An 18,689-nucleotide genomic window follows, 5' to 3' on the forward strand; every position below is an offset into this window, starting at 1 on the left:
TTTCCGAGGGACAATGACCGACGTTCGTCCGCCTGCTGTCGCGGGGCAGTTTTATCGGGGCGATCCGGATCCCCTCGTGGAACAGATCGAGGCGTGTTTCCTGGACGAATACGGCCCGGGCACGGTCCCCGATACGGGACAGGCGACTGACCGACGGGCGGAGACCGCCGACCGACGGGCGGAGACCGCCGACCGACAGCCGGACAAGCCGAATGCGGATCGGGGGGACCTCCTCGGACTCGTGGTCCCGCACGCCGGCTATCAGTACTCGGGTCCGATTGCGGCACACAGCTACGCTGCCCTCGCGCGCTCGCGAACGCCGGAGACCGCTGTGATCCTCGGGCCGAACCACCGACAGGCCGGTGCCGAGATCGCGCTCGCTTCTCACGACGCCTGGGAGACTCCCCTCGGGAGGCTTTCTGTCGACGAGCCGCTCCGTGAGAAACTCCTCGAAACAGACGCGGCGATCGAAATCGACGACCGCGCCCATCGGGTCGAACACGCAGTCGAGGTCCAGCTGCCGTTTCTCCAGCATCTCGAAGCTACTCCCCGGTTCCTTCCGGTCGCGGTCGCAACGAAGGATCGCTCGCGCTGTGAGTACCTCGGCGAAGCGATCGCCCGGGCCATCGACGCCACCGGACGCGATGCCGTGGTGATCGCCTCGACGGATCTCACCCACTACGAGCCGACCGAGGCGGCGACCGCCGCCGACGACCCCGTCCTCGACCTGCTCGTCGATCTGAACCCGGCCGGGCTGCTCGATCACGTCGAACGGACCGGTCACACGATGTGCGGCCCCGGGGCGACCGCGGCGACGCTTTTCGCCGCAATTCGGCTCGGTGCGGCGTCCGGAACGGTCTACGCCTACGCGACCAGCGGCGACACCGCTGGCGCCGGTGGAAGAACCGTCGGCTATACGGCCGTCGGCATCGACGACGACTGACCGGTCCCCGCTCGCCACGACGCGCGATCAGAACCCCAACTGTCGCCTGCGTCCCTCGGAGTCGCCCCCGCCTGCCCACTCGATTCCGGCGACGTCGATCGATCGGCCACACGACGGACAGTTTCCGTCCTCCAGGTCGTACGAGCGGATTTCGAATCCCTGTCGTTTGATCACACAGGTTCCACAGTCCGGACAGTAGGTGCTTTCGGATTCGTGTCCCGGAACGTTGCCACAGTACACGTACTCCAGCCCTTCATCGCGGGCGACGTCCAAAAGCGACTCCAGCGTTTCTATTGGCGTCGGCGGGACGTCCTGCATTCGATAGGCGGGACGGAACCTCGAGAAGTGGACCGGCGTTTCCGGTCCGAGCTCCTCCCTGATCCAGGCCATCCGCCCCCGGACGGTTTCGGGATCGTCGTTCTCTCCGGGTATCACGAGGTTCGTGATCTCGACGTGGACGCCCCCGTCGGCGAGTGTTTTCGCGGCCTCGTAGATCGGTTTCGGATCCGGAACGCCACACCGCCGTCGATAGAACTCGGTGTCGCCTTTGACGTCGATGTTGATCGCGTCGAGTTCCGAGGCGAGTTGTCTCGCGGTCTCTTCGGTCATGTAGCCGTTCGAGACGAACACGTTACACGCGTCCTCGTCGGTCGCTTGCATCGTATCGAGGGCGTATTCCAGGAAGATGGTCGGCTCGGTGTACGTATAGGCGATCCCTTCGCAGGATCGATCGACGGCGGCGTTCACCAGCTCTGAGGGTGGGAGCGACTGTTCTGGAACGTCGTCGTGTTCGATCGCAATCTGATAGTTCTGACAGAAGTCACACTCGAAGTTGCAGCCGCGTGCGGCCACCGACAGCACGCGGGCGCCCGGCGCGAAGTGAAACAGCGGCTTCTTTTCGATCGGGTCGATCGCGGTCGAGACCGCCTTGCCGTAGGTGAGCAGTTCGAACCGCCCGCCGTCGTTGTATCGAACGCGACAGACGCCCCGCTCGCCCGGAGCGACGAGACAGCGCCGGGGACAGACCGCACACCGGACGCGGTCGTCCTGGAGCCGTTCGTAGCGTTCGACCTCGCGTCCACGCGCGCTCGGTGACATACTTCTTCTCGAAGGAGCTTCGTGTTCTCTCCAAAAAACCGTATCTCCGATTCCCACACCGGGGGAAGTGTGCGAACCAACCATCGACGCGAACCCATAAGTACGACCGCGGCGACGGGAGCGGTATGTCCGGGCTCTACTACGGGGAGTTCACGGTCGGCGAGACGATCGAACACGGGAAGCGACGGACGATCAGCGAAGCCGACAACCAGCGTTTTTGCGACATGACGATGAACCAGCAACCGCTCCACCTCGATGCCGACTTCGCGGCGGACACCCAGTTCGGCGAGCGCCTCGTCAACGGCATTTACACGATGGCACTCGCCGTCGGTCTATCGATACCCGACACCACCGATGGGACGATCGTCGCGAACCTCTCGTACGACGACGTCGAACATCCGGCGCCCGTCTTCCACGGCGACACGATCTATGCGCAATCCACCGTGACCGACAAACGCGAGACGAGTGACGGAACTCGCGGTGTCGTCACGATGCACGTCGAGGCGTTCAAAGTCGAAGACGAGGACGAAGGGGGCGACGAAGAGGACGGCGAGGACACGCTCGTCTGTTCGTTCGATCGGACGGTGCTGTCGCTGAAACGGGACGCAGAGTCGGTGTAGTCGACGGCAGGGCTCACACGACGTCGTAGTCGACGTTCGGACGCTCCACGTCGACTCCACACGCCTGTAATGCGTCGACGGCGCGGGTTGCGGGTCCGGGCGGGGTCCGATCGTGGGGATCATCGGCCGTCTCGACTGCCCGAACAGTCCAGTCGCCGTCGACGACCACGGCCGCCCGGCGTGGGACGTCCCCGTGACTCTCCCACTCCTCGGTCAGCAGTTCGTACCGGTCGGAAACTCCGCCGTGGAACTCCGAGACGATCGGGAACGAGAACCCGTAGCGGTCGGCGTACGTGTACGCCGCATACAGGCTGTCGGCCGTGAGGCCGACTGTCGCAATTCGTTCGTGGTCCGGCCACCCCGCCCGCTCGACGGCGAGCCACTCGGCGGTCGGCTCCGGGACGAACGTACAGGGGGCAAAAAGTAGCACTACAGCGTCGTGACGATCGATCAGTTCGAACAGCGCGAGTTCGACCGTGCGATCGCCGTCGACTGCGGGAGCGATAAAATCTGGTGCCGTCTGTCCCTGTGAGACCATCGGTTTCTGGCGGAGGATTCGACGCCGAGTCCCATTAATCCCCGAGCCGTCGGGGGTCCTGATGGGACCCGCTTTGCGACCCGCCGTCTCGCGGTTTGATTTTTGGCCTCCCCGCACCAGTAATACGGTGCGCTTTTTACCTCCTAGTACAATACTGTAGACAGTGAGTTCAGCTGTCCTCGCCGTCACTGCGCTCGTTCTCGCCCTCGGTGTCGCCGGACAGCTCCTCTCGATGAAACTCCGGGTTCCGAGCGTCCTGTTTCACATTCTTTCGGGGGTGCTGATCGGGCCGCACGTCCTGGGGCTGGTCTCCCTGGAGACGTTCGGCGATGGCCTGTTCGTCATCGTCGGCGTCGGCGTGGCAGTGATCGTGTTCGAGGGAGCGTTCGAACTCAGACGCGAGCGCCTGCAGCGAGCGCCGCAGGCCATCCTCGGGATGGTGTCGATTGGGGCGGTCGTGATGTTTCTCGGCACCGCGGCGGTTATCCACTACCTGATCGGGCCGGGATGGGAGGTCGCGCTGTTGATCGGGGCGTTGATGATCGCCACGGGACCGACGGTGATCACCCCGATCCTCGAGGTGGTCACGGTCCGCGAACAGGTCGCGTCGGTCCTGGAGGCCGAGGGGATCATAAACGACGTCACCGCCGCGGTGCTCGCAGTGGTCGTCTTCGAACTGCTCGTCGTGGGCAGCGGCTCCTACGGGTCGGTGTTCCTCGGGTTCCTCGAACGCATCGGGGTCGGGGTCGCCGCCGGGCTGGCCGTCGCTGCCGTCGTCTACTACGCGCTGACGCAGCTGGACATCTCTCCCGACTCGGCCCCGCACGTCACCCGGCTGATCGTCTTCGCCGGGATCGTGGGGACGTACGCGATCGCCGACACCGTCGCCGCCGAAGCCGGTGTCGCAGCCGCCGCGACCGCCGGGATCGTGCTGGGGAACGTGGAGCTTCCCCATCGGGATGCCATCGAGTCCTTCGAGCGCGACATCAGGGCCATCGTGCTGTCGTTTATCTTCATCGTCCTCGCGGCACTTCTGAACTTCGGTGACATCGCCCAGCTGGGGCTTGCCGGCGTCCTCGTCGTCGTTCTCGTGGCGCTCGTGGTGCGCCCGGGCGTGGTGTTTCTCTCGGTCAGATCCTGGCGCTTCACCCGCGAAGAGAAGCTGTTTCTCAGTCTCGTCGGCCCTCGGGGGATCATTCCGGCGTCGGTCGCGACCGTGTTCGCGATCCAGCTACAGGACGCAGGACAAAGCGAGGTGGCCCAGGCGCTCGTCGGGGTCGTCTTTCTCATCATTTTCGCTACTGTCGTGCTCCAGGCCGGGTTGGCACGACAGATCGCAGACAGGCTCGGCGTGATACCAATGAAAGTGATCATCGCAGGCGGCGGCCGGGTGGGTCGCACGCTCGCACGACAGCTCGAACAGCGCGGCGAAAACGTCGTCATCGTGGACGTCGACCGGGACGTCGTCCGGGAGGTACGGGAACTGGGGTTTACCGCACACGAGGGTGACGCAACCGAATCCGATGTCCTCAGAGGCATGGGAATCGACGACGCGAAGATCGTCGTCGCCGCAACGGGAGACGACAACGACAACCTGCTGGTGTCACAGCTCGCGCGGTCGAAGTTCGACGTCGATCGGGTGTACGCCAGGGTCAATCAGCCCGAGAACGTCGACGCGTTCGACTCCCTCGACGTGACCGCGATCGACGCATCCCTGGCTACGGCGTGGTCGATCGACAACGAGATAGAGCGACCGGCAATGGCCCACTGGATGAACGAACTCGGAGAGGGCCACGACGTCGTCGAGATCGAGGTGACCGCAGAAGACCTCGCCGGCAAGACGATCCGTGAGGTGAACGAGGCGATCCCCTCGGGCTGTATCGTCGCAGTTATCGGCAGGGGAGACGACACGCACGTTCCCGACGCCGACGAGGTGGTCGAGTACGGCGACCACGTGACGTTCCTCGGGGACGCCGAAGCCGTCCGGGAGGCGGCACGACGGTTCCACCCTCACTCCTGAAATAGTCTTTCGTCGTCACTGTGTCCGGTTTCCGCTCCCCAGCCGGCGGTGTTCGACTTTCAGACAGCGATCCTGAACGACGCGGACGCCGGCCTCCTCCGCGCGGCGTACCGCGTCGTCGTGCTGTATTCCGAGCTGGAGCCAAAGTATCCCCGCGTCGCCTCGTGTCTCGCGGCGCTCCAGTAGTTCCTCGACGATTCTCGGAACCTCATCGCTCGGGCGGAACACCTCGACCAGATCGACTTCTTCGGACACCGCCGACAGCGAGTCGAACGTCGCCTCGCCGAGGATCTCGTCTGCGAACGGATTGACCGGAAAAATCCGATATCCCTGTGACTGGAGATATCGCGGTACGTCGTGGGCGGCTTTCCCCGGCGTCGTCGAACAGCCGACGACGGCGATAGTGTCGACGGAAAGCAACTCCCGCAACTCGGCGTCTGTTTCGATCGGCATACACTATCTGCAGTCCTGCAGGTTGAAAGTGTGCTCGTCGGTCATTCACCGAGCCGGATCGTCGGCTCGGCGTCCTCCGAGGTTTCGACGATCCCGTCGAACAACTGTGTGAGAGTGTTCCGTTCCCGGTCGTCGTGAGCCGTCGAGTCCATGCAAAACAGGCCGAGGCCGCCGACACTCTGGATCCGTCCGGTGAAGACATGGAGGAAGCGGAACACCGTCTGGAGGTCCGAATACATCAAAAGTGTCGAAAGCGAGTGGAGCATGATGCGGTTCCGCTGGATCCCTCGGTCGTGGTAGAACGCCTGGAGGAACTCCGAGAGCTTGATGCCGATTCCGGTCATGTCGACCGGCGACGACGTGTACTTGATCCGGTCGTCGTCGCGCATGTCGCCGACACCCTGCTGACGGGTGACACAGTCGACGACTGCGACGGGGCGTCCCTCGTACTCGGTTCGCTTCGCGTAATCACCGAGGACGCGGTCGGCACTGTCCTTCGTCGTCACCACGATCGCGCCGTCCCCCCGTTCGGTCCCGTCAGCGAGCAGATCAAGCGCGAGCGACCGCTTTCCGGTCAGCGACGGCCCCGTGATCAGGAGGTTCGTCCCTGGCTCGACCTGCGCGTCGAGGTGGGGGTCGAGCTCATACATACGTACCCCTCGCCTCGCCAGTCCACACACCGCAAAACACAGTGAAACGACGCGTTATCTGACCGAGAGACATCGACTACCTGTAGTTTGCCCGGAACTGGTATTATTCTTTTTGATTGTTCGATACGAGCTACCGGACGGTCGGATCGTGGAGCTGTCAGGTGGTGTTCAGTTTCGACTGCGGCCTCACGCGTACAGTGGATACTCTTTACAGAGTTCGTCGATGCGTTCGCCGACGTCGTAGATCACGTCCTCGGAGTCGTGGTTGTCGATAATCCGGTAGATGAGACCACCGAGTTCTTCGACGACAGCCTCGTCGAATCCACGGGTCGTGATGCCCGGCGTGCCGGCACGCAGACCCGAGGGATCGAACGCCGACCGGGTTTCACCGGGGACGGTGTTCGCGTTGAGAATCACGTTCGCGGCAGCCAGCGAGTCCTCGGCGGTCCCGCCGGTAAGATCTGGATGGGAGTCCCGCAGGTCCACAAGCACCAGGTGATTGTCGGTGCCGCCGGAGACGAGCGACAGACCGTGCTCCGAGAGCGTCTCACCGAGCGTCCGGGCGTTGTCGATCGTTTGCTGGATGTACTCGTCGAACTCGGGCTTCAGTGCTTCGCCGAACCCGACGGCCTTTCCGGCGATGTTGTGGGCGAGTGGGCCCCCCTGCCCCCCCGGGAACACTGCCTTGTCGATGTCTTCGGCGTGTTCGTCGTCGGTCATCACGATCCCGCCACGCCCGGCTCGGATCGTCTTGTGGGTCGACCCGGTTACGAAGTCCGCGACGCCGACCGGCGAGGAGTGCGCGCCGGCGGCGACCAGACCCGTGATGTGAGCGATATCGGCCAGGTGGTAAGAACCGACCGTGTCGGCGATCTCCTGGATGGTCTCCCACTCGACTTCACGGGGATACGCCGAGAAACCGGAGACGATGATGTCCGGATCGAACGCTTCGGCTTTCTCTTGCAGTTCCTCGTAGTCGAGATAGCCGGTGTCGGGGTCGACGTGGTAGTGCTCGACGTCGAATAGCTGTCCCGTGAAGTTCACGGGATGGCCGTGACTCAGATGGCCGCCGTGGCTCAGCTCCAGCGAGAGGATCCGATCGCCGGGGTCGAGTGTTGCGAGATACACCGCCATGTTCGCCTGAGTCCCCGAGTGCGGCTGCACGTTGACGTGGTCGGCACCCCACAGTTCCTTGGCCCGGTCGATCGCGAGTTGTTCGATCTCGTCGACGTACTCGCAGCCGGCGTAGTATCGGCGGTCGGGGTATCCTTCCGCGTACTTGTTCGTAAGAAGGCTGCCCTGGGCCTCCATCACTGCGCGGCTCACGTAGTTCTCGCTCGCGATCAACGACAGCGTCTCCTCCTGTCGGTCGACTTCGCCGGCCAGTGCGTCTGCCACTGCCGGATCCGCTTCGCGTACGTATTGGAACTCCATATCCCGATCCGCGAGTGAAACACCCATAAACCTGTCCGTCTCCGCCGACGTTTCCGTCACCAGTGCACCTATTCCGGTTCGCCGCTCCCGCGCTGTTGTGGAATTCTCTAGCCAAAACAATACAGTGATAATATATTAATAATAACTCCGCTCTCTGAGAAATTATCCGATCCCGAGATACGAGAAGATTCTGAAGAATTCGGCGGTTAGAGCCCCTCAAACGACTGTTTTACTCGAAAGATCCCCGTTAATATTAAATAGATATCAGACGATTATCTCGGTAGACTGATGACATCGAATTTACTCGAGGAGGACGTCGAGAATATCCTCGGTGAGGCGCTGGACCAGGCTAGGGAAACGCTGTACGTTGTCGACCCGTCTCCCGCGGTCATCGAGGCCTTCGTCGCGGTCACAGCCGACACCGAAGAGGTCCCCACCGTTCGACTACTCGCCGACGAGGACGTACTGAAATACGTCATGGACGACTTTATCGTCGGATCGGCCGCCGCAGATCTCGTCGAGGAGGGAACACTCGAGATGCGCACGCTCGTCGAAGACGAGGACAACTCGCTTCTCGTTTCCGCGGAGGCAGTGATGGCCCTCGTCACCACCGGGGACAACGTGGGTGCTTTGGTCACCGAGGACCGGGATTTCGTCGACGCCGTCGTCGCCGCCTACGACGAAGTCTGGGCCGCCGCGGAACCGTACAACCTCCGAACGCCGGCGATCAGCCACGTGAGAGAGACGCTCGCCGCGGAGATCGGTGAGGCGACGCGAGACGACTTCGACGCCGTCCTCGGCGCACTCGAGACTGCTCGTGGCAACGGAGACGGGCTCGACGAGGTGACGATTTCGCTGATCGTGGCCGCGAAAAACGACGTGTTGCTGTACGACATCTCCAAGTGGGGCGAAGACGTCGGCATCGCGTCGAAGGCGACGTTCTCGCGGACCAAAACCTACCTCGAGGACGTCGGCGCGATCGACACCGAGAAGGTTCCGATCGACGTTGGCCGTCCCCGTCTGCGCCTCAAACTCGGCGACGGCCGGCTCGTCGGTGTCGCTCCGGAGGAACTCGCGTCAGTCACGATGGAACTGCTCGCCGAATGAACGCCCCACCGACGTCCCCCCTCGATCCGAGCCCCGTGCCTCCTGTTCGCACGCGCTCGGTAGTTTGAAAGCGTTTTTAACCGAACCCGCTCAACGGAACTGTACAGCCTGTTCGGGGTTGATGATGTGCCGCGCCGTCAGGGACTCGACCGCCGGCGTGGTCACGCGAGCCCACGGGCAGGAGGGTAACAACCATGCCAGTTTACGTCGACTACGAAACTCCGGCCGACCTCGCGGACCGAGCACTCGAGGCGCTCGAGATCGCCCGCGATACAGGGATCGTCAAGAAAGGAACCAACGAAACGACCAAAGCCGTCGAGCGCGGCAACGCCGACCTCGTCATCGTCGCCGAGGACGTTCAGCCCGAGGAGATCGTGATGCATCTCCCGGAGCTGGCCGACGAGAAGGGGATCGCTGTCGTCTTCGTCGAAACGCAAAACGACGTCGGGCGCGCGGCCGGCCTGGAGGTCGGCAGTGCGGCGGCGGCGATCGTCGACGCCGGCGAGGCGAGCGACGACGTCGAAGACATCGCCGAAAAGGTCGAGGAACTCCGGTAAGCGACCATGAGCGCAGAAGAGGGCACCGGCGACTCGACCTCCGCGGAGGTCATCGAGGTCGTCGGCAAGACCGGGATGCACGGCGAGGCCATGCAGGTCAAGTGCCGCATCCAGGAAGGATCGAACAAGGGACGAATCATCACGCGGAACGTCCTGGGTCCCGTCCGGGAGGGCGACATCCTCCAGCTTCGGGAGACCCAGCGTGACGCCGATTCGATCGGAGGACAGTAATGGTCGAAAAGCGTACCTGCGATTACACCGGTGAGGAGATCGAGCCCGGTACGGGCACGATGTTCGTCAAGACGGACGGAACCGTGCTCCACTTCAAGGACTCCAAGGCCGAGAAGAACTATCTCCTCGGCCGCGAGGCCCGCGACCTGGAGTGGACCGAGGCGGGACGCTCCGAACGCGCCTCGGCCGTAGAGCACGAGGAAGCTGAAGAGGTCGAAGAGGCAGAAGAGGCTGAAGAGTCTGAGGAAGCCGAAGAGGCTGAAGAGTCCGAGGAAGGCGGAGAAGCCGAAGAGGTCGAAGGGGCCGAAGAGGCGGAAGAGTCCGAGGAAGGCGAAGAAGCCGAAGAGGTCGAAGACGCGGAAGCTGAAGCAGACTCGGACGAGGAGGACGACGGATGAGCCACCACGACGAGCGCACGTTCGTGATGATCAAGCCCGACGGCGTCCAGCGCGGGCTAATCGGGGAGATCCTCTCCCGCTTCGAAGACCGCGGCCTGAAGGTCGTCGCCGGCAAGTTCCTGCAGCTCGACGAGGAACTCGCCAGCGAACACTACGCCGAGCACGAGGACAAGCCGTTCTACGACGATCTGGTTTCGTTCATCACGTCGGGTCCCGTCTTCGCGTTCGTGCTGCAGGGCGCGGACGCGACCCGACAGGTCCGTAGCATGGTCGGCACGACGGACCCGCTGGAAGCCGATCCCGGGACGATCCGCGGGGATTACGGCCTCGATCTGGGTCGCAACGTCGTCCACGCCTCCGACCACGAGGACGAGGGGGCCAACGAACGCGAGATCGCGCTGTTCTTCGACGAAGGGGAGCTCGTCGACTACGAGCGGATCGACGAGACCTGGCTGTACGAGGACCACTGACCTCGGCAGCTGTCTCACCGGCTACTCTTTCCGAGCTCGTAGCGACAGTTCGGGTAGTATGGATAAGTGGCCGGGCTAATTGTTCAAGGGGTTTATCCATCGACTCAAGGGATTTATACCGAAGGCGTCCCGACAATGAGACGATATGGGACAGACAGTCACGGAGCAGATTCTCGCGGATCATCTCGTCGACGGCGAGCTCGAACCCGGCGAGGAGATCGGGATCGAGATCGATCAGGTGCTCACCCAGGACACCACTGGCACGATGGTGTGGCTCCAGTTCGAGGCGCTGGAACTGGAGGAAGTCCAGACGGAGCTTGCAGCGCAGTACTGCGACCACCAGACCTACCAGTTCGACTTCAAGAACACCGACGACCACCGGTTCCTCCGATCGGCGTCGGGCAAGTACGGCGCCTACTTCTCCCGTCCGGGGAACGGAATCTGTCACCAGGTTCACAAGGAGAACTTCGCCGCGCCGGGCAAGACGCTGCTCGGCTCCGACTCGCACACGCCGACCCCGGGTGGACTGGGTCAGTTCGCGATCGGTGCCGGCGGGCTCGACATCTCGGTCGCGATGGGCGGGGGCCCCTACTACGTCGAGATGCCCGAGATCGTCAACATCCGTCTCGAGGGTGAACTCCCCGAGTGGGCGACCGCCAAGGACGTGATCCTCCACCTGCTCGACGAGCTCTCCGTGAAAGGGGGCGTCGGCAAGGTACTGGAGTACACCGGCCCCGGGGTCGAATCGCTCACGGTCCCCGAACGCACTACGATCACCAACATGGGAACAGAGCTCGGGGCGACGAGTTCGATCTTCCCCACTGACGAGGAGACAAGAGACTGGCTCTCGAGGATCGGCCGGGAGGAGGAATACGTCGAACTCACTCCCGACGATGACGCGGAGTACCACGACGAGGTCGTCGTGAACCTCTCGGAACTCGAGCCGCTGATCGCCGCCCCGAGCATGCCCGACAACGTGATTCCGGTTCGAGAGGCCGCCGGAACCGAGGTGGACCAGGTGATCGTCGGCTCGTGTACCAACGGCGCCTACGAGGACGTCCTCCCCGCGGCGAAGATGCTCGAGGGGCGGGAGGTCTCGAAGGGGACCGAAATGATCGTCGCCCCCGGATCGAAGCAGGCGTCGGAGATGCTCTCCCGGGAGGGATGGACCGCCGAGCTGATGGCCGCCGGCGTCAACTTCTCGGAGGCAACCTGTGGGGCGTGTATCGGGATCGGCCACGTTCCCGCCTCAGATTCGGTCTCGCTGCGGACGTTCAATCGGAACTTCGAGGGCCGGTCGGGGATCGAAGACGACGCGGTGTACCTGTGTTCCCCGGAGGTGGCGGCTGCGGCGGCGATCACCGGCGAAATCGTCGATCCGCGAGACCTCGCCGAGGAGCTCGGCGATCTGGAGGCACCCGGCTTCGAGATCGGGGACGGCTACTCCCCGGGGATGGGACAGGACGATCCGGACATCATCGCCCCCGAGGAAGCGATCGACGACGAACTCATCAAGGGGCCCAACATCGGCGAGGTCCCACTCAGGGACGAACTGGAGTCGGAACTCGCCGGCGAGGCGCTGTTGAAGATGGGGGACAACATCACGACCGACCACATCATCCCCGCCACCTCCGACATCCTGATGTACCGGTCGAACATCCCGAAGCTGTCGGAGTTTACGCTCTCGCGGGTCGACGAAACGTTCGCCGATCGGGCGCTCGAGGCCGACGGCGGCTTCCTGGTGGCCGGCGAGAACTACGGGCAGGGTTCCTCCCGGGAGCACGCCGCGCTGTGTCCGATGTATCTCGGCGTGCAGGGCGTGTTCGCACGGAGCTTCGCCCGGATCCACAAGGCGAACCTGTTCAACTTCGGTCTCGTCCCGCTGACGATCGACGCTGAAACCTACGGGCGTCTCGACCAGGGTGACGACCTCGAAATCGTCGACGACGTCGGCAAGGGCGTCCGCTCCGGGAAGGAGACGTTCACCGTCCGCGTCAACGACGACTGGGAGTTTACTGCACAGCTGGACGCCTCCGAGCGGGAGCGGGAGATCCTCGCGGCCGGCGGCAAGCTCTCGTGGACAAAACAGCACCACGAAAGCGGCTCCGGCGCCGCGCCGGCCGACGACTGATCGCGGCGACGACCGACCGCAGCGACGACTGATCGCGGCGACGACCGACCGCGCCCACGACGCCTCGACCGATCACATCCGTTCGATCCCATGACAGACGCACGAACCGTCGAAGCGAAAACGCCCCACGGCTCCGTCGAGTACGACGTGGTCGCGTGTTCGAACTGCAGGACGGAGATCGTCCCGGAGGAGGCAGTCATCGTCGGCGTCGGCCGCGAGACGTACACCTGTGACGGGTTGCCGATCTGTCGGACGCAACACGAGCGGCCGGCCGAGACGCGGGTCCTCTGTTCCTACTGTGCCGAGGAAGTACTCGACTACGGCGGCGGCCCCGACGGCGTCGGCGACCGACTCGCCGAACTGGCCGCGGAAACGTCCCCCCTTTCGGTCGGCGTGTGGCTCGGCACCGCGGTCGGGATCGCCCTGGTCGTCACCGTCGCCATCCTTCGGCTGTTCGGGCTCCTTTGAGCGGCGCGTCGACTCGCGCACCGGTCGGGCAGCACGAACGAGCGTCTTTTTACTGGAGGGTCGTTATCTCTTTGCGTGACCACGGTTCCCGAACGCGAGACTGGCTCCATGTACGTTCGGCGGGCGACCCAGAGCGACCTGCTCTCAGTCTCGCGGATCGAACGGGCGGTGTTTTCCCAGCCGTGGACGTTTTCCGTATTCGAGCGCTTTCTCGGTGAGAAAGGGTTCATGGTCGCGGCCCGTCCGGAATCGGACGACCGCGAGCGGCGACAAAACGACAGGGAATCTCCGCGTCGCATCGGCGACGACGGCGAGACAGTCCTCGGATACGTCGTCGCCGACGTCACGCCGAACTTCGGGCGCGACATCGGTCACGTGAAGGACCTGGCGGTGCGGCCCGACGAACAGGGCGCTGGAGTCGGCCGCAGGCTCCTCGGCCGGGCGCTCGTGTCGCTGCTGATCCAGGGTGCGACCGTGGCCAAGCTCGAAGTGCGTCCCAGCAACGAGGCCGCGGTGTCGCTGTATCGGTCGGAAGGGTTCGAACCCGCACGTCGGGTGCCCCGATACTACGCCGACGGCGAGGACGCGCTCGTCATGCTTCTCGACCTCGAAAACTGGGGTGCGAGGGTCGAATTCACCGACGACGTCGGGCACCTGAAGTGAGAAGACTTACCACTCGACCGATCGTTTATCGGGTATGAGTTCCCTCCCCGAGCGCGAGGAGATCGATCGCGAATACAAGTGGGCTCTCGAGTCGATTTACGAGGACGACGACGCCTGGGAGTCCGCCTTCGAGGGGGTGAGCGATCGCGTCGACGAGCTCGCCGCCTACGAGGGTGAACTGACTGACGATCCTGGGACGCTTTTGGAATTTCTCGAACTCCGCGAGGAACTGATGCGGACGGTGGCAACCGTTGTAACGTACGCGAACCTCCGGAAAAGCGAGGACACCAGAAACCAGGAGTACCAGGCGCTCTCGGCGAAGGCCTCGGCGCTGCAGTCCGACGCGGCGGCGGCGACCTCGTACGTGGAGCCGGAACTGCAGACGCTTGCGGAAGAAGACGTGGAGGCGTTCATGGAGCGGGAACCCGAACTCCGCGAGTACGAGCACTTCTTCGACGACGTGCTCCGGATGAAACCGCACACCCGATCCCCCGAGATCGAGGAGCTGCTCGCCGAACTCGGCGAGGTCACCTCGGCGCCCTCGGAGATCTACTCGATGCTTTCGGACGCCGACATGACGTTCCCGACCGTCGAGGATCCGGACGGCGAGCAGGTCGAGATCTCGCAGGCCAACTTCGTCCGTCTCCAGAAGAACCCTCACCGACCGTTCAGACGGACCGTCCACGAGGAGTTTTACGACGAGTGGGAGACGGTCCGGAACGCGGTCGGCACTGCCCTGGAAAAGCAGCTGAAAAAGGACGTGAAGGTCGCCCGCGCCAGAAACTACGACACCGCCCGCGAGGCCGCCCTCGACGGGTCGAACGTTCCGACGGACGTGTACGACGCGCTGGTCGACACCGTCCGGGAGAACCTTGACGCCCTCCATCGACACTCCAATCTCAAACGCCGGGCGCTGGAGGTCGAGGAACTCCGTTCCTGGGACCTGTACATGTCGCTTACGGGCGAGGAAGGACCTGATGTCGAGTACGAACAGGCCGCAGACTGGATCGTCGAAGCGGTCGAACCGCTGGGCGAGCCGTATCAACGCCGACTCCGCGAGGGGCTCGACTCCCGGTGGGTCGACGTCTACGAGAACCGCGGGAAGCGCTCGGGGGCGTTCTCGTCGGGAGCGTACGACACTCAGCCGTTCATCCTGGTGAACTACCAGGACGACGTCCCCTCGATGTTCACGCTCGCACACGAACTGGGCCACTCGATGCACTCGGAGCTCGCAAAGGAGAGCCAGCCGTGGCAGTACGCCGGTTACGACATCTTCGTCGCGGAGATTGCCTCGACGGTAAACGAGACGCTGCTTACGGACTATCTGCTTGCGAACGCACCGAGCGACGAACTCCGGGTCCACGTGCTCGATCAGTACCTCGAGCGGTTCCGGTCGACGCTGTTTAGACAGACGATGTTCGCGGACTTCGAACAGCGGATCCACGCTGCAGTCGAGGACGGGGACCCGCTCACGCCGGACGCGTTCGACCAGCTGTACGGGAAGCTAAAATCAGAGTTCTACGACCCCGCCGAGCTCGACGAGTGGATCCGCCGGGAGTGGATGCGGATCCCCCACTTCTACTACAACTTCTACGTGTTCCAGTATGCGACCGGTATCTCCGCGGCAGCGGCCGCCGTCGAACGGATCCGAAACGAGGGCGAACCGGCCGCGGAATCGTACCGGGAGATGCTCCGCAAGGGCGGCTCGGAGTATCCGATTTCGGTGGTCGAGACCGCCGGCATCGACATGACTTCGCCGGCGCCCGTCGAGTCGGCGATCGGTGTCTACCGGGAGTATCTCGACCGGGCCGAGGAACTGCTCGAGGTGTAGCTGTCGTCGGCTCCGAGGAGAAGTTGCCGCCGGGAGCACCGGTTTCGAAACGGGTAAGCGATCCCCGCTGCCACGTGTTCCCGTGTCGAATCACGTGACTCGGCCGGCCGTCCCACCGATCGGGGGCCTGGGCGTCGCCATCGTCGCGATCAGCTTCGGTGCGATCCTCGTGCGCTGGAGCAATGCCCCGAGCGTGATCGCGGCCTTTTATCGGGTGCTGTTCACGACGCTTCCGCTCTTGCCTGTCGCGTTGATCCGATATCGCGACGATTTCCGCCGGATCACGCGTCGTGATCTCGGATACGCGGTCGTCTCGGGGGCGGCGCTCGCGATCCACTTCGGCGCCTGGTTCGAGTCGCTCGACTGGACCAGCGTGGCGGCCAGCGTCACGCTGGTGCAGGCACAGCCGGTGTTCGTCGCGCTTGGGGCGTGGCTCCTGTTGCGCGAACGGGTCACTCGACGGATGGTACTGGGCATCCTGGTTGCGGTCGCCGGAATGGTCGGACTGTCGCTCGGGGATCTGCTCGGGGGCGTTCTCGTCGGCCCGAACCCGCTTTACGGCAACGCGCTCGCGCTCCTCGGGGCGGTGATGGCGGCCGTCTACGTCCTTGCCGGGCGGGACCTCCGCCAGCGGGTGGCGCTGGTTCCGTACGTCGTCGTCGTCTACTCCGTCTGTACTGTCGTCCTCTTCGGGTTCGTCGTCGTCGGTGGCCATCCGGTTTCGGGATACCCTGCCCGCGAGTGGGTGCTGTTTGCGGGGCTGGCGCTCGGGCCGGGGCTGTTCGGCCACACGGTCATAAACTGGGCGCTGGGGCACCTCGAGTCGAGTGTCGTCTCCGTCTCGCTCCTGGGGGAACCAGTCGGCGCCACGATCCTGGCGCTTTTGTTGCTCGCGGAGGTTCCGACCGCCGTGACGGTCGCCTCGGGAATCGTCGTTCTTTCCGGGATCTATCTCACTGCCTCCGACCGGCAGGCGGCGTGAGGTCACCGATTTGCGTTCTCGACCAGCGACGCGATCCGGTCCCACGCGAGCTCCGTCCGGGCGGTCGCCTCCATCGCGGTCAAGGCGCCGCAGGCGTTCGCGACCGCGAGCACCTCCTCGAGAGGTGGGTCGTCGACATCGTCGGGGAAACCTTCCGAATCGGAGGGGCCGCGGTCACGGCGGAACCGCCGCCGGAACGCCCGGGAACCGAGCCAGGCAGCGAGAAAGCCGGCGGCGAACGCGTCGCCGGCCCCGGTGGTGTCGACGGCGTCGATCTCGTAGCCGGAATGGGAGACGGTGCCGTCCGGTCCCGAGACCGACGCGCCGTCCCCTCCGCGTTTGATCACGAGCAGTCCGTCGTCGGGACCGTGCTCCCGGTAGTCGTCGGCCGAACGTTCCGCCTCCCGGCGGTTGCAAAACAGCACGTCGACGTACGGAAATGCCCGTTTGAAAGCCCGTTGTCCGATACGTCGGCCGGGATCGAAACTGACAGTCCCGCCGACGTCGCGAACCAGTGCCGCGAGTTCGACGGCGGTTTCGGGTCGCTGGCTCGTCAGATGGAGGTGATCCGCTGTTGCAACCACCCGGGGCGGGAGATCGCCGGCTGAAAACGCCTCGTTCGCGCCGTCGCTGGCGAACACCATCACCTCGCCGCAGTCGTCGACGACGAGGTACTTCACCGCGGTCGTTTCGCTCTTCGCGACGAGGACGTGACCGCACTCGACTCCCGAACGGTCCAGCTCCCGCAGGGCGAACGCTCCGGAGTCGTCGCCGCCCACGCTGCCGAAGACCGTCGCGTCGGCTTCGAGCCCGGAGAGGCCGACGGCGACGTTTGCGGCGCTCCCTCCGCCCGACTGGATCAGCTTCCGTATCTGCACCTCGCCGTCAGGCTCGGGCAGCCTGTCGACGTGCATCGTCACGTCCCAGTTGATGTGGCCCGCACAGATCACGTTCGGCTCGTGTTCGTTCATTCCTACCCCGCTACGGCGTAGCGCTCTCGCCGGGTTCCGTCCACGGCTCGTCCGCCGACTCCCCGAACAGCTCCCGCATCAGCGTGACGATGCTCTCGGGTGGGAACTGGCCACTCTCGGTGACGATAGCGTCGACGTACCGGGGGGGCGTGACGTCGAAGGCGGGATTTTCCACCTCGATGTCGCCGATCTCCGCCCGAGTTTCCTCGTCCACGACCTCCTGTTCGTCTCGTGTCTCGATCTCGACGGTGTGTCCCGTCAGCGTCTCCGGGTGGAGCTTGATCGTCTGGGCGGCGACCACGATCGGCGTTCCCAGTTCGCGGGCGCTGACGGCCAGCCCGGAGGTGCCGATCTTGTTTATCACGCTGCCGTCGGCGGCGATCGAGTCGGCTCCCACCAGTACGTGGTCGGCCTCCGGGAGATACCGGTGGGCCGCGGAATCGACGATCAGCGTCACGGGAACGCCGAGTTCGCGGAGCCGACTGGCGGTGATGTGGCCCTGATTCCGCGGGCGGGTTTCCTTTACGTACGCCTCGAGCTGTTTGCCCTTGTCGACCGCGGCCTCGACACACGAGAGGACGTCAGTCGAGTGGCAGTGGGTCATCACGACGTCGCCGTCGCGGAGCCGGTTTGCGCCGACTTCGCCGAGCTTGTCCTGTGCGCGGTCGAGTCGGTCGCCGAACTCTCGGGCGGCATCGACCACGTTCCGCCGCAGCGTGTCGACGTCGTCGACGCCGTCGCCGTCCATTCGACGGAGTACGTATCGGAGCGCGTTGGGCAACGACACCGCGGTCGGACGCGTCTCGTGGAGCCTTCGGGCGGCCGCCCGGAGCTCCCGCCTGAACGCCTCCGGATCGCTCGCGGTGCTCGCCTCCGCCTGGGCGGCAAGTGCGTCTGCCGCCGCCGCAGCGATCGTTGCCGCCCCGCGAATCTCCATCGCGGCGATGGCATCGGCGGTCGACTCTACCGCCTCGCCCAGCGTTGGCGTGGTCATGGCTCCCTGTGGGTGCCCCGAACAAAAGGGCGTTCCGGCCGTGTCGGCTGCCGAGGCCCGGACAGTTCTTCCTGAGCTCCGGCTTCGTCCGAGAAACATTTATGCGGTATGAGGTAACAACCCAGACCGT

Annotated in this window: 20 protein-coding genes; 13 read left to right on the plus strand and 7 right to left on the minus strand. The window is 64.3% G+C overall.

Annotation, left to right across the window (positions count from 1 at the left end; translation table 11 throughout):
- Positions 1 to 13: 13 nt before the first annotated feature.
- On the plus strand, positions 14 to 943 hold the full coding sequence (amrB, locus tag AArcCO_RS05245; RefSeq protein ID WP_259535380.1) for an AmmeMemoRadiSam system protein B: 930 nt from the start codon (positions 14 to 16) through the stop codon (positions 941 to 943).
- Between the two features lie 27 nt (positions 944 to 970).
- On the opposite strand, the gene amrS is transcribed toward amrB, so the two are convergent.
- Positions 971 to 2,041: an AmmeMemoRadiSam system radical SAM enzyme gene (gene amrS / locus AArcCO_RS05250; RefSeq protein WP_259535381.1), complete on the minus strand. Its 1,071-nt coding sequence runs from the start codon at positions 2,039 to 2,041 to the stop codon at positions 971 to 973.
- Here amrS and AArcCO_RS05255 point away from each other — a divergent pair.
- Positions 2,035 to 2,661 (plus strand): MaoC family dehydratase, encoded by a 627-nt coding sequence (locus tag AArcCO_RS05255; protein WP_323805932.1) that lies wholly within the window; start codon positions 2,035 to 2,037, stop codon positions 2,659 to 2,661. The two genes, amrS and AArcCO_RS05255, sit on opposite strands and share 7 nt — an antisense overlap.
- Positions 2,662 to 2,674: 13 nt before the next feature.
- Here the strand turns inward: AArcCO_RS05255 and AArcCO_RS05260 are convergent, their stop codons facing one another.
- Positions 2,675 to 3,199 carry a redoxin domain-containing protein gene (locus tag AArcCO_RS05260; RefSeq protein ID WP_259535383.1) on the minus strand — a complete coding sequence of 175 codons (525 nt, stop codon included), beginning with the start codon at positions 3,197 to 3,199 and terminating at the stop codon, positions 2,675 to 2,677.
- Between the two features lie 163 nt (positions 3,200 to 3,362).
- Between AArcCO_RS05260 and AArcCO_RS05265 the strand changes: the two genes are divergently transcribed.
- A complete protein-coding gene (locus AArcCO_RS05265) occupies positions 3,363 to 5,219 on the plus strand; it encodes a cation:proton antiporter domain-containing protein (protein ID WP_259535384.1) in 1,857 nt (618 codons plus the stop codon).
- Positions 5,220 to 5,234: 15 nt separating this feature from the next.
- Here the strand turns inward: AArcCO_RS05265 and AArcCO_RS05270 are convergent, their stop codons facing one another.
- From AArcCO_RS05270 to glyA, 3 genes are all read right to left on the minus strand, one after another.
- A complete protein-coding gene (locus tag AArcCO_RS05270; RefSeq protein WP_259535385.1) occupies positions 5,235 to 5,672 on the minus strand; it encodes a CoA-binding protein in 438 nt (145 codons plus the stop codon).
- Positions 5,673 to 5,713: 41 nt separating this feature from the next.
- Positions 5,714 to 6,322 (minus strand): RAD55 family ATPase, encoded by a 609-nt coding sequence (locus AArcCO_RS05275; RefSeq protein ID WP_259535386.1) that lies wholly within the window; start codon positions 6,320 to 6,322, stop codon positions 5,714 to 5,716.
- Positions 6,323 to 6,508: 186 nt separating this feature from the next.
- Positions 6,509 to 7,756 (minus strand): serine hydroxymethyltransferase, encoded by a 1,248-nt coding sequence (gene glyA, locus AArcCO_RS05280; RefSeq protein WP_259535387.1) that lies wholly within the window; start codon positions 7,754 to 7,756, stop codon positions 6,509 to 6,511.
- A 288-nt stretch (positions 7,757 to 8,044) separates the two neighbouring features.
- Here glyA and AArcCO_RS05285 point away from each other — a divergent pair, with 288 nt between their 5' ends.
- The 10 genes from AArcCO_RS05285 to AArcCO_RS05330 all read left to right on the plus strand — a co-directional run bounded on the left by AArcCO_RS05285 (position 8,045) and on the right by AArcCO_RS05330 (position 16,594).
- Positions 8,045 to 8,863: a transcriptional regulator TbsP gene (locus AArcCO_RS05285; RefSeq protein ID WP_259535388.1), complete on the plus strand. Its 819-nt coding sequence runs from the start codon at positions 8,045 to 8,047 to the stop codon at positions 8,861 to 8,863.
- A gap of 194 nt (positions 8,864 to 9,057) precedes the next feature.
- On the plus strand, positions 9,058 to 9,420 hold the full coding sequence (gene rpl7ae / locus AArcCO_RS05290; RefSeq protein WP_259535389.1) for a 50S ribosomal protein L7Ae: 363 nt from the start codon (positions 9,058 to 9,060) through the stop codon (positions 9,418 to 9,420).
- A 6-nt stretch (positions 9,421 to 9,426) separates the two neighbouring features.
- Positions 9,427 to 9,651, plus strand: coding sequence for a 30S ribosomal protein S28e (locus tag AArcCO_RS05295; protein WP_119815905.1), 225 nt, complete (start codon positions 9,427 to 9,429; stop codon positions 9,649 to 9,651).
- Positions 9,651 to 10,049, plus strand: a complete 399-nt coding sequence (locus AArcCO_RS15955) for a 50S ribosomal protein L24e (RefSeq protein ID WP_345780877.1) — start codon at positions 9,651 to 9,653, stop codon at positions 10,047 to 10,049. Before AArcCO_RS05295 ends, AArcCO_RS15955 begins: the two co-directional genes overlap by 1 nt.
- Positions 10,046 to 10,519 carry a nucleoside-diphosphate kinase gene (ndk, locus tag AArcCO_RS05305; protein ID WP_259535390.1) on the plus strand — a complete coding sequence of 158 codons (474 nt, stop codon included), beginning with the start codon at positions 10,046 to 10,048 and terminating at the stop codon, positions 10,517 to 10,519. Before AArcCO_RS15955 ends, ndk begins: the two co-directional genes overlap by 4 nt.
- Positions 10,520 to 10,664: 145 nt before the next feature.
- Complete coding sequence (locus AArcCO_RS05310) at positions 10,665 to 12,650, plus strand: aconitate hydratase (protein ID WP_259535391.1); 1,986 nt, start codon at positions 10,665 to 10,667, stop codon at positions 12,648 to 12,650.
- A 90-nt stretch (positions 12,651 to 12,740) separates the two neighbouring features.
- A complete protein-coding gene (locus tag AArcCO_RS05315) occupies positions 12,741 to 13,118 on the plus strand; it encodes a hypothetical protein (protein ID WP_259535392.1) in 378 nt (125 codons plus the stop codon).
- A gap of 108 nt (positions 13,119 to 13,226) precedes the next feature.
- Positions 13,227 to 13,781, plus strand: coding sequence for a GNAT family N-acetyltransferase (locus AArcCO_RS05320; protein ID WP_259536530.1), 555 nt, complete (start codon positions 13,227 to 13,229; stop codon positions 13,779 to 13,781).
- A 34-nt stretch (positions 13,782 to 13,815) separates the two neighbouring features.
- On the plus strand, positions 13,816 to 15,612 hold the full coding sequence (pepF, locus tag AArcCO_RS05325) for an oligoendopeptidase F (RefSeq protein WP_259535393.1): 1,797 nt from the start codon (positions 13,816 to 13,818) through the stop codon (positions 15,610 to 15,612).
- An 82-nt stretch (positions 15,613 to 15,694) separates the two neighbouring features.
- Positions 15,695 to 16,594, plus strand: a complete 900-nt coding sequence (locus AArcCO_RS05330; protein WP_259535395.1) for a DMT family transporter — start codon at positions 15,695 to 15,697, stop codon at positions 16,592 to 16,594.
- A 2-nt stretch (positions 16,595 to 16,596) separates the two neighbouring features.
- Here AArcCO_RS05330 and AArcCO_RS05335 read toward each other — a convergent pair whose 3' ends face one another.
- Both AArcCO_RS05335 and AArcCO_RS05340 read right to left on the minus strand, forming a co-directional pair.
- On the minus strand, positions 16,597 to 17,565 hold the full coding sequence (locus AArcCO_RS05335) for an ATP-dependent ribose-1-phosphate kinase (RefSeq protein WP_259535397.1): 969 nt from the start codon (positions 17,563 to 17,565) through the stop codon (positions 16,597 to 16,599).
- Positions 17,566 to 17,575: 10 nt separating this feature from the next.
- Complete coding sequence (locus AArcCO_RS05340; protein ID WP_259535399.1) at positions 17,576 to 18,559, minus strand: ribose 1,5-bisphosphate isomerase; 984 nt, start codon at positions 18,557 to 18,559, stop codon at positions 17,576 to 17,578.
- Between the last annotated feature and the right edge of the window lie 130 nt (positions 18,560 to 18,689).

Source organism: Halalkaliarchaeum sp. AArc-CO, assembly GCF_024972735.1.
Taxonomy (GTDB): Archaea; Halobacteriota; Halobacteria; order Halobacteriales; family Haloferacaceae; genus Halalkaliarchaeum.